This window comes from Fulvivirga kasyanovii (assembly GCF_009711405.1).
GTDB classification, from domain to species: domain Bacteria; phylum Bacteroidota; class Bacteroidia; order Cytophagales; family Cyclobacteriaceae; genus Fulvivirga; species Fulvivirga kasyanovii.
Genome location: NZ_SMLW01000668.1, coordinates 1 through 11,241, shown reverse-complemented (window position 1 = coordinate 11,241; position 11,241 = coordinate 1). Strand labels below are relative to the sequence as shown.

9 protein-coding genes are annotated in these 11,241 nt (G+C 41.4%); 2 read left to right on the top strand and 7 right to left on the bottom strand.

The features are described from left to right. Positions 1 to 402: 402 nt before the first annotated feature. Positions 403 to 1,008, top strand: a complete 606-nt coding sequence (locus tag E1163_RS26875; RefSeq protein ID WP_155176267.1) for a hypothetical protein — start codon at positions 403 to 405, stop codon at positions 1,006 to 1,008. Positions 1,009 to 1,321: 313 nt separating this feature from the next. On the opposite strand, the gene E1163_RS26870 is transcribed toward E1163_RS26875, so the two are convergent. Further along, complete coding sequence (locus tag E1163_RS26870; protein WP_155176266.1) at positions 1,322 to 2,371, bottom strand: calcium/sodium antiporter; 1,050 nt, start codon at positions 2,369 to 2,371, stop codon at positions 1,322 to 1,324. Between the two features lie 236 nt (positions 2,372 to 2,607). Here E1163_RS26870 and E1163_RS26865 point away from each other — a divergent pair, with 236 nt between their 5' ends. Then, positions 2,608 to 3,189: a L,D-transpeptidase family protein gene (locus tag E1163_RS26865; RefSeq protein ID WP_155176265.1), complete on the top strand. Its 582-nt coding sequence runs from the start codon at positions 2,608 to 2,610 to the stop codon at positions 3,187 to 3,189. Positions 3,190 to 3,195: 6 nt separating this feature from the next. On the opposite strand, the gene E1163_RS26860 is transcribed toward E1163_RS26865, so the two are convergent. The 6 genes from E1163_RS26860 to E1163_RS26835 form a co-directional block, all read right to left on the bottom strand. Further along, complete coding sequence (locus tag E1163_RS26860) at positions 3,196 to 4,197, bottom strand: alpha/beta fold hydrolase (RefSeq protein ID WP_155176264.1); 1,002 nt, start codon at positions 4,195 to 4,197, stop codon at positions 3,196 to 3,198. After that, the gene (locus tag E1163_RS26855; RefSeq protein WP_155176262.1) at positions 4,194 to 4,583 is read right to left on the bottom strand and encodes a hypothetical protein; all 390 of its coding nucleotides are present in this window, start codon (positions 4,581 to 4,583) and stop codon (positions 4,194 to 4,196) included. The genes E1163_RS26860 and E1163_RS26855 overlap by 4 nt, the downstream gene beginning before the upstream one ends. A 108-nt stretch (positions 4,584 to 4,691) precedes the next feature. Then, the gene (locus E1163_RS26850; protein WP_155176260.1) at positions 4,692 to 5,882 is read right to left on the bottom strand and encodes a glycosyltransferase family 2 protein; all 1,191 of its coding nucleotides are present in this window, start codon (positions 5,880 to 5,882) and stop codon (positions 4,692 to 4,694) included. Between the two features lie 152 nt (positions 5,883 to 6,034). Continuing rightward, complete coding sequence (locus E1163_RS26845; RefSeq protein ID WP_155176258.1) at positions 6,035 to 7,783, bottom strand: malectin domain-containing carbohydrate-binding protein; 1,749 nt, start codon at positions 7,781 to 7,783, stop codon at positions 6,035 to 6,037. A gap of 528 nt (positions 7,784 to 8,311) precedes the next feature. Continuing rightward, entirely contained in the window at positions 8,312 to 10,585 is a 2,274-nt protein-coding gene (locus E1163_RS26840) for an aconitate hydratase (protein WP_155176256.1), read from the bottom strand. Between the two features lie 100 nt (positions 10,586 to 10,685). Beyond that, complete coding sequence (locus tag E1163_RS26835) at positions 10,686 to 11,150, bottom strand: MarR family winged helix-turn-helix transcriptional regulator (protein WP_155176254.1); 465 nt, start codon at positions 11,148 to 11,150, stop codon at positions 10,686 to 10,688. Positions 11,151 to 11,241 lie beyond the last annotated feature (91 nt).

Below are 11,241 nucleotides of genomic sequence, written 5' to 3'. Positions count from 1 at the left end.
CTTTAGGTTTATGATATCTTACAGCTTTCATATATTCTTAGGTTTAATGTCAGAATTATTTCAACATTAAAACAGAGGGGAATAACTGATGTTTTATGGCGTTACAGCACATTCGGATGTGCTTTCCTGTATTCTGTTGATAGTCAGGGGTTCATAGTGATTGTCGGCAGGAATAAGCGTTAATAGGGTTATAATGGAAACTCCGGTAGTAAGGCAGTAACCCGTACTTTATCATCCTGCCGTTAACATACTTCATGTTAGCAATTTTTCAGGTGATTCTGACCGCATCCCTTATTTACAAGTTTTTCAATTAATAATAGGCTGTGGCTTTTCTCAAAGAATAATTTTAATAATATCAAAATAGTTTAAATAATTTTTAAATTGTAGAAAACCTTAAAAACTATGAAGACAAAAAACTTAATGATGATGCTCCTGTTACTGGCTTCGGTAACTGGTGTTTCCGCGCAAAAGATTAATGTAAAATCTGGTGATTTGGATTTTTTAAAAAATCAGAAGAAACTGAACATTACTTACGACTATAGTAATATGGGGGTAGGAAAGTTTGATAAGGAGGAAGACTACATTAATAAGAAAGTTACTGAGTTGAACGAGAAAGAAGCAGGATCAGGAGATAAGTGGAAGCAAAACTGGATATCAGATCGAAAAGAGAGGTTTGAACCGAAGTTTGAGGAATTGTTTAACAAGACACTGGAAAAGAACAATCTCAAGGGAGGTGATTTTGCAGATGCTGAGTACACGTTAATTTTAAAAACCACATTTACTGAGCCAGGTTTTAATGTGGGAGTGGCAAGAAAAAATGCTTATACAGATCTTGAAGCCGTATTTGTTAAAACTGGATCTACAGATCCTGTAGCTGTTGTTACCATTGAGAAATCTCCAGGCAGAGGCGGCATGGGATACGACTTTGATACAGGGTTCAGGATTCAGGAGTCATATGCAAAGGCAGGCAAAGAGCTTGGGCAGTATCTGGCTAAAAAGGTGTTATAATAATCTTTAAAGATAAACCGGACCCATCAGAGAGAAGTCTGCGGGAGTGGAAATGTAGACTCCATGCACACGGTTTTCTGATGGGTTCGAATTTGCCAGGAAGCGAACAGAACTTAATTTCGGTTTTACTAAACTTCCAAAGTTTGCTAAAGCTGGACTGCTTTGTAGCACTGGCAGTAGGTAATGTCCCCGAACTATATTGTCCCTCCTTATCAGGCCTTCAACCCTACAGAAGGTTTCAACTTTTGTTTGATAGAAAGTGCTTTTTCAGAGCTGGGTTGTGCTTAATGTCATCTGTCCTACAGTCAGACTGCTAATAGTACAAACCAATGATCTCTCTGGCCAGATAGGCTACATAGATAAATATGAGGATGTACCCTAATTTTTTATTCACCTTCCATCGGTAGATAACGAAGGTTATAAAAATAAGAGCAACAGAAGCAAAAAGCAAGATTACCGATTCGTTCAAGCCTTCGGCGTGAGTTAATATGGGCTCATTTTTAATCAGTGTCATGATCAGCCAGGGCAGTCCTAATCCTATCAGTATATCAAATATATTTGAGCCTACCGCATTGCTGACAGCCATCCCACCTCTTCCCTGACGCGCCACGATGACTGATGATATCATATCCGGGATAGACGTACCTATGGCGAGTACGGTAAGCGCTATAACCACCTCGGGAATTTCCAGGATCATTGAAATACCTATGGCTGATTCCACTAATACCCAACACAAAAAGGCAATGACCAAGATGGAAAATATGAAGGTCAGGATATATCGTCTGGGATGAGGAAACAATTTTCTCAGAAGGAAATTCAGAGGGATAAAGATTTTTTTCCATCCCCTGAGTGCAGGTTCTTCATAACCTTCATCCATGAGATCGCCATCTGCAAAATCGAAAAGCCTTTTCCAGTTCATTACTGTAAGCAGGTACCCACCATAAAAAAAGATAAGCAGAATGCTTTCCATCCAGGTGATGAGACCATCCTTTAGTACAACAAAAAGTGCTACAACAGAAAGCGCATAAAAGATAAAATCCCTTACTACAGGCTGCCACATGAGCTTGGCATTGCGGACAACAGCCGAAGCCCCGATGATAACCAAAATGTTAAACAATGCAGAGCCTACAATAGTACCTACGCCAATGGCAGCGTGGTCGCCAGACCTAACGAGGGAAATGATAGCTACAAACAGCTCCGGGGCACTGGACCCGATGGCCATTAATGTAGCTCCCGCCATTTCATGAGACATTTTTAATCTTTCTGCAATCTGGTCCAGAGAAACTACGAAATAACGATCACTTACTTCTGCCAGTAAGTAAAATGAGGTTATCAAAGCCAGACAATATAGAATGAGGGCCATACGGAAATATATAATATTTCACAGGTTAAATAAAGATTTTAGTGCATTAATATTTCAAAAAAAATGCTTTTTTTGAGATCGGAATATCAGTGTATTTCAACCTCTGTGTAGAAGGTGTGCTGCTTTAGTTTTTATTATTTGATGTTTTTTGCTCATCACTCCTTTTTATAATTTGAAAATAATTTGATTATCAACGCGTTATTAAGTTTTGGCTTATTAACCTTTAAAAAGTAACAATGGCTTTGAGAGTAAGTTTGAAATTTGCAATTCTTTTATTGATCGTGTTTTTGCAGTGTAGCTCTGCAAGCAGATATGACGACTATTTGAATTACAGTATACAGCTCGACCAATTGGTTGATTCGCTAAAGATCAAAAAGAAGGACTTGAAAATTCTCATAGATAAGAGCGACTACAAGCTTACTTTGTATACAGAAGCAGCCAAAGTAAAGGAATACCCGGTAGTATTTGGTGGAGATCCGGTAGAAGACAAACTTATGGAAGGTGATGAAAGAACACCGGAAGGTGTGTTTTCCATCCGGGGGTTTTATCCTCATAAAAGCTGGTCGAAATTTCTATGGATTGATTATCCCACAAAAGACTCGTGGAGCAAGCACAAAAAGGCTATAGCGGAAGGGAGAATTCCTAAAGGGGCTAAAATAGGGGGAGAAATAGGCATCCATGGAGTCCCTTCCGGGTATGACCATGCCATAGACAACAAAATGAACTGGACCCTTGGTTGCATATCATTGAAAAATAAGGATGTAGACGAAATTTACAGGTATGTCTATGAAAGCATGCCTGTCACTATTGTCAAATAAATCTCCCTATTTGCCTAAAAACTCAAGAAGTGGGTCGATAAACCTGTCATATGCTTCAATATGAGGTAAGTGCCCGACATTGTCCAGCTCCACCAGAGTGGCGTTAGGTATAGCATCCTTTGTTTTTCTTCCTAATTCCGGATACTGACCGAGGGTTTTCCTGACTTCTTTGCTTACCAGATTTTTCCCTAAAGCCGTGCGGTCCCTTTGGCCAATGATGAGTAGAGTAGGGGCTTTTATATGCGGAAACTCATATACTACAGGTTGTGTGAAGATCATGTCATACGTAAGTGCAGAGTTCCAGGCAATAAAACGATATTCGGGGCTTAAGGTCCATCCGGCCTGTAAGTTAACCCAGCGCTCATACTCTGGCTTCCAGTTTCCATCATAGTAGCTTTCCAACTGGTACTGTTTAATTTTTTCGTAGTTTTTGTTCAGCTCCTGCCGGTACCACTGGTCAATGCCAACGTAAGGGACTTTAACCTTCCAGTCTTCAAGGCCGATAGGATTTTCAAGAATAAACTTATCAACCACTTCAGGATACATGAGTACGAAGCGACTGGCAACCATACCTCCCATGGAGTGTCCGAGTACTGATGTTTTACTTATTTTTAAGCTATCGAGAAGCTTTTTGGTATTTAGAGCCAGCAATTGAAAGCTGTATTGAATATCCTTTGGCTTGGATGATTTGCCAAAACCGATTTGATCAGGAATAATAACCCGGTAACCGGCTTTACTCAGGTCTTTGGCAGTTTGCCCCCAGTAAGCCCCGCAAAAGTTTTTACCATGCATCAGCATGATCGTTTTGCCATTGGCATTTTCCGGCTTCACATCCATATAGGCCATATGCAGACGTTCACCTTGTTCATTTAGCTCAATATAGTCGACGGGGTAAGGGTATTCGAAGTTTTCAAGGGCGATGCCCAGAGGTTTTACCTCCTGGGCATCCACTCCTTTAAAAATTAAAATAAAGAAATAAAGGAAAGTAACTTTTCTAATGACCTTCATTTATATTGCTTTTCTACTTTCATAGCCATAAAATCAATATCCAACATGTCATTGAGCAGATTCTCGTGCTCCGTTGCACTTATGGACTTGAGGTCTTGCTCTGCCAGGTCAGCAGTACCATATACCATAAGCTTTTTTATTTTCGGGTTGTTCTCATCCTTCACATAGTAAAGAGCCACGTAGTCTGAATCTGAAGTGCCGTACTCCTTTATGGTGGTACTAATATCCTCTTCAACACTGGTGATATCAGAAGCTGCAAATGCAAAATACCTGATGCTGTGCCTGATCTCCAGTTTATTGTAAGGATATTCACTTCTTAGAAAATCAATGAAGTCTGATGCCTCATCCTTGTCTTCTATTTTATAGGTCAATACAAAATTGGTCATGGCATAAAGGTTTTAATTCATATAAAAGTAACACGTTTAAGAAAGTTATTGTTTATGATTCTACCTGGCATTATTACCGGCTTTATCGGTTGCTATGATAAATTATTTTTATTCATAATCGAATACTTGCACCTGTTTTTTTTCAGTCACCAAAAATGCTTTTCTGGTTTGTCTTATCTTCAGTAAGGATATGATCTGATTGACAATGAAATAAGGGATTAGTATCACCGAGACCAGTACTTTATTTTTGGCATTTGCCAGTTTCAATACCAGTAAGAAATTCATTGCAAAGACCCCAATGCCACCTGCTATTGCCCAGAAGACGGGTGAAATACCTATGGTGATCAGGTTGATGATAAGCATGGTCAAAGCAGATAGCATGAGCAGGAACAGGGGAGGGTACATGCTGTTGATGGATAAAAGCATTTTATCGGGCTGTAGTTTGGTAAGCCCGTCCCAAAACAAATAAGATGCAGGCTTGAGGTTTTCAAAGTATGCACTTATCCATCGGGCCCTCTGGTTTTGTACCTGCTTGTTGCTGGTCACTTTTTCGTCATATACCAGAGCCTCTTCATTGAATGCTATTCTTTTGTCTTTTGATAAAATATAATTCTGGAGCATTTTATCCTCGCCCTGGATAACGCCACACATCTTTTCTCGGGTATGGCTGTCGTTAATAAACTCCCGGAGCAGAGCCTTCTCAACAGATATGCCTGATCCCGCAATGGTAGCCGAGCAGTTGAGTAGATGCGGTACTGTGCGCTCGACATAGTTTTTATAAATTTCGCCTACAGCATCCAGGCAAGCAAGATGATTGTCCAGGTTTTTTGCAGTGCGTTTGCATTGCACTGCACTATAGCCCGCATCATGGTAGTGGTTAAGGTTTGAAAGGAAATCCCGTTTTACAACGTTGTCCGGATCAAATACCACTACATAATCTGTTGTAGAATCGGAGTGGTTTAAGCCACACTCAATCGACTTCAATTTAGCGTCCAGTGGCTGGGTAGGGTAAACTACCTTTAGCAGGTCACTTTCAGGGAATTTGATTTTACTGCACCGGTCAGCAATAAGTACAATGTTGTAGCTTGACCAACTTTGATTAAGCAGAGACCGAACCAGTGGCAGGGCAACTGATGCGTCTTTATAGGCAGTGATTACGCAGGTAAAGTGGTTGGCTTTACGTTTACCGGCCCGGGATAAATTCCTTTTGGCCAATAATACAGAGACTAGAGATAGTACGAAAGGGTATAGCAGCAAAGCTGAAATAGCGCACCCAAAGGAAATAATGATTAGTTCCATGATTTGTAAATTTTAAAATGAGAAATAAACAATTAAAACTATAGCCTTAAGGGTATCTGCTTCGGATCAAATACCAGCTACAGCAAAGTGTAAGGGGAGTAGGTGGGGTACCTCTTTTAAAGAGATACCCCGGAATGTATAGGAGTATTGGTTTATTTTTTCACCAAACGAACGATCTGCTTCCTGTTACCGATAACAATTTCGGCATGGTAAATTCCTGAGGGTATGGAGGGGGGCACAGGAAAGTTTACCTCATCAATTAGGTGATCGCGTTGAACAGTACTTTGAAACCATATCTGGCCATAGGAATCACTCAGTTTTACAGAGACTGGTTCTTTGCCAGGTTCTGGTAATTTAAAGGTGACCTGGTTTTTAACTGGGTTAGGATATACTGAAATAGCATCTTGCCCGAAAGCATGGGTTTCCGGGAATTCCTCCTGTGCTGTGACAGGGCCTGCATATGCAATTTCTATGGCTGTTATCAGTGCGTAAGATTTGATGTTTTCAAAAACAATAGTCAGGTAGCCATCCGTTACCTCAGCAGTAAGGTTTTTCTGTATCGGGACATCTTTGTCTGTTTCGGTCAGTATCTCAAAGTTGGAAAGTGCTAACTGGTCTTCAATGGAGATATTAAAGATGCGCTGATTGGTAACGTTAAAGTAACTTTCCACAAAATAAAGCTTAGCAGTGTATACACCATCAACAACAGGGAAATTCCAGTTCATGAATTCGGTTCCAGTATAGATGTTTACTCTTGAGCGGTCGAGGACCTCATTAGGAGCATCTGTAGGGTTGGAGAGAAGGTTATGCGCCAGGCTATGGAACCTGCCTATATTATGAAAAGGGTGAGGCTCATCCCGGGCATCTCTTTCCCAGTCCACGGGAGTATCTTCCTCTGCAATCCAGTCACCTGCATTCACCCGGTAAAAAGCCTCTCCAACCGGAGTGTCTTCAACAGTAAGATCGATCAGCGCCCAGCAGGCCTGGCACCCCGTGTCGAAACCATCTTCGTCCTCAGCAGCGACATAGAGCAAGTATCCGCCTGCGTCGTCAAAATCCGGTTTGATCACTATCTCACCCAGTCCGGCTCCGTAATCCAATACCTGGTAGAAGCTGACAGAGTCCCATATACTGCCTCCCAGGAGTTTTACAGAATCGGCAGGGCTGTCATAGTCAGTGGCAATGATCGGGATCCTCAGTTCACGACCTTCTTTGATGGTTTGATGCAACACATAAGAGCCTTTGGACAGAACTGGATCCTGGTTAGGAACAGCACCGATGCTGGCACTTATTTCTATAGCTGAAATGAGGGATGACTTTTTTACTCTCGAGAAATTTATATTAAGGGTATCGTCGCTTGTATTTACTACAAAGCTGAGGCTTATCGGCACACCCTTACCCGCAAAGTTGACCACATCAAAGTCATTGAGAGCAAGTCTGTCTTCAATGGACACGTCGAAGACGCGTGAGCCCGGCACCTGTGCGCTATTGGGGTTTTCTATGAAATGGAGGGTAACCACATAGTCGCCGCTGGTTACCGGAAATGACCAGGTGCCATCAGTAATCCTGCTTTTTTCGAAATAGAATGGGGAATCAATCCCACTTACTGCACGGTAAGAAGGAGGACTAAAATAAGGCGACGGGCTTGTTTGGGTATCTTTTTGCCAGTTGGCTTCTGTTGTCCAGCCACCGGCGTTGATCTGGTATATGGGAGTGTCAACAAGTATTTCGGCTGTGAAGCCTTGCTTTAGACCTTCATAGTTATCATCCAAAACAAATGACCGGATCTTTTTTAATGCCTTAACAGATCCGGGCCTCTGACAGAATGCATCTGTAATACAAATAACAAACAAGAAGCAGCAAACCGCTGCACATAGCGAATGGTTAGTGAACAATTTCATAAAATTGGTTTTAGCGGAGTATGAAAATTTATTTAAATGCCATGTGGTGAGGTTGATATCACATGCTCATTCTCCCTTATGTTTCTGCTAACCCTGATGTAAATTTTGCAATAGTAAATATCGCTTTTTTGGCATTTTAAGGCAAGGTTTATTGATTGAAATTATATTTAATTAATAAATAATGTTGTTAATGCAATATTATTAATTATTATCTGCTGATGGTGAGTTGGTTAAGGTAAGGAAATGATAAAATTTGGTGTAAGTTTTTATGGGATTAAGCTAAAATCCATGATGTATCCCAATGGGAAAACGAAGTTTGCAAGAGGAAACTTACTGCTGAATTACCATTTGTACCTATGTTATTCCTGTTACAACTGCTTTTATCGAGTGCTATTACTAACTGTCTGTCTAACAACTGGGATAAAATTTAGTGTTACCCAGAAATTCCGCCTGATTCATTTTATGGTACAACGGCAATAAAAAAAGGCAGCCGGAAAGCTGCCTTTGTTATAATAATTCAGAAAACGTTTACTTCTGTTTTTCCTTCTCTTTGATAAGGTTAAGAGCGGAACCTGCTTTAAACCACCCGATCTGCTGCTCATTATAAGTATGATTAGCTTTGATGGTATCTTCCGTTCCGTCTGCATGTTTTAACACTAATGTCAACGGCTTATCAGGAGCAAACTGATCAAGATCAATGATATCTATAGTATCATCTTCCAGGATCTTGTCATAATCACTTTCATTGGCAAATGTCAAGCCCAGCATACCTTGCTTTTTCAGGTTGGTTTCGTGGATCCTTGCAAATGACTTCACGAGGATAACTTTTACCCCTAAATGCCTTGGCTGCATAGCAGCATGCTCTCTGGAAGAGCCTTCTCCATAGTTATGATCACCTACAACTATGGTAGGGATACCTGCAGCTTTATAAGCCCTTTGGGTAGCTGGTACAGCACCATATTCACCTGTTAGTTGATTCTTAACCGAATCAGACTGATCGTTGAAGAAGTTGATAGCACCTGTCAGGGTGTTGTCAGAGATGTTGTCAAGGTGACCTCTGAATCTCAACCATGGACCTGCCATTGAGATGTGGTCAGTAGTACATTTTCCTTTGGCTTTGATCAACAGCTTCATTCCGGTGAGGTTCTTTCCATCCCATGGTAAAAACGGCTCCAGCAACTGCAACCTTTTTGAATCAGGGGCAACATTTACCTCAACGCCGCTACCATCCTCAGCGGGTGCTTTGTAGCCACTGTCTTCTACAGCAAATCCTTTTGGAGGGAACTGTATACCTTGTGGCTCATCCAGTTTTACCTGCTCACCCTTTTCATTGGTAAGTGTATCAGTCATTGGATTGAAAGTCAGGTCTCCTGCTATGGCAAATGCTGTAACTATCTCAGGAGAAGCTACAAACGCATGCGTATTGGGGTTACCATCATTTCTTTTTGCGAAGTTCCTGTTGAAAGAAGTAATGATAGAGTTCTTTCTTTTAGGATCGTTGGTGTGTCTTGCCCATTGTCCTATGCAAGGTCCGCATGCATTGGCAAGCACCACTCCGCCCATTTTATCAAAAGTATCGAGGTAGCCGTCTCTTTCTACAGTGTACCGTACCATTTCTGAACCTGGGGTGATTGTAAACTCAGCCTTGGCTTTCAGATTCTTTTCGGTAGCCTGTTTTGCAACGGATGCAGAACGGGTAATGTCCTCATAAGAAGAGTTGGTACATGAACCTATCAAACCTACTTCAAGGGTTACAGGCCAGTCATTTTTCTTTACTTCTTCTGCAAATTTGGAAAGAGGAGTAGCCCTGTCCGGAGTGAAAGGTCCGTTGATGTGCGGCTCCAGTTCCGAAAGGTTGATCTCAATTACCTGGTCAAAATATTTTTCAGGATTTTCATAAACTTCTTTATCACCGGTAAGGTGTTCTTTCACACCGTTTGCTAAATCGGCAACATCAGCTCTTCCGGTTCCCCTTAGATACTCTTCCATTTTTTCATCGTATCCGAAAGTAGATGTAGTAGCTCCGATCTCAGCACCCATGTTACAGATTGTTCCTTTTCCTGTACATGAAAGTGATTCGGCTCCTTCGCCGAAGTATTCCACTATGGCACCGGTTCCGCCTTTTACGGTAAGGATGCCAGCCACTTTCAGGATCACGTCTTTGGCAGATGCCCAGCCGCTTAGTTGTCCTGTAAGTTTTACGCCTATGAGTTTAGGGAATTTCAGCTCCCAGGGCATACCTGCCATTACATCCACGGCATCCGCACCACCTACACCTACGGCAACCATTCCAAGCCCACCTGCATTTACCGTATGTGAGTCAGTACCGATCATCATTCCACCGGGGAATGCATAGTTTTCGAGTACCACCTGGTGAATAATACCGGCTCCGGGTTTCCAGAAGCCTATACCATATTTATTGGATACAGATTCAAGGAAGTTAAACACTTCACCACTCGCAGTGATTGAGTTTTGAAGGTCCTCCTTGGCACCGTCTTTGGCAAGAATAAGGTGGTCGCAGTGTACCGTTGATGGTACCGCGGCCCTTTTTTTACCCGCTTGCATAAACTGCAAAAGCGCCATTTGCGCAGTTGCATCCTGCATGGCTACCCTGTCAGGAGCAAAGTTTACGTATGATTTGGCCCTCACGAAGTTTTCCAAAGGCTGTTCTTCTTCATGAAGGTGAGAATACAATATTTTTTCGGATAGTGTAAGTGGTTTGCCAACCACCTTTCTGGCAGCTTCTATTTTTTCTCCCATCGAAGAATACACTGCCTTAATCATGTCAATATCAAATGCCATATATATTGAGTATTAAAGGGTTTGAAATGAAGTGCAAAATTAAGAATTAAATTGTTTAATTAAGGATCAGCCCCCCTTCTGATCCTTATTTATATCTACTTTAAATAACGGCTACCGGTTCCCTTAGTTTGTCCAGTAGATCATTAAGCTGCCTGGCTTCTTCTACGTCCAGGTTATCAACCAAATGATCAAAGCCATGGACCTTTTCATCGGTTTCGGATAGCAGGTCTAATCCCTTCCGGGATATTAAAACTTCAACAGACCTGCGATCATCTTCAGAAATTTCCCGCGTGATGAGTCCTTTCTTTGATAATCGTTGTACAATGCGCGAAGCATCACTCATTTTGTCCAGCATACGTTCTTTGATCAGGCTGATGGATGCGGGGTTAGGATACTGCCCTCTCAATATCCTCAGTACATTGTACTGTTGCCTCGTAATGTCCATCTCCCTGAAAACAACATTCATTTCATAAATGATGTGATTGTATGTGTAAATGATGTTAAGGATTGTTTTCTGATGTTCGCTTTTAAACTCTCTTTGTTGAATGTCTTCAGCTAGTCCCATAATCTTTCGTTGGTTGGTTTCAACCTATGAAGTTACAGACTTTCAGCTAAATTTCATTTACTATTGATATAATTTAAAAACTCATTTTTAG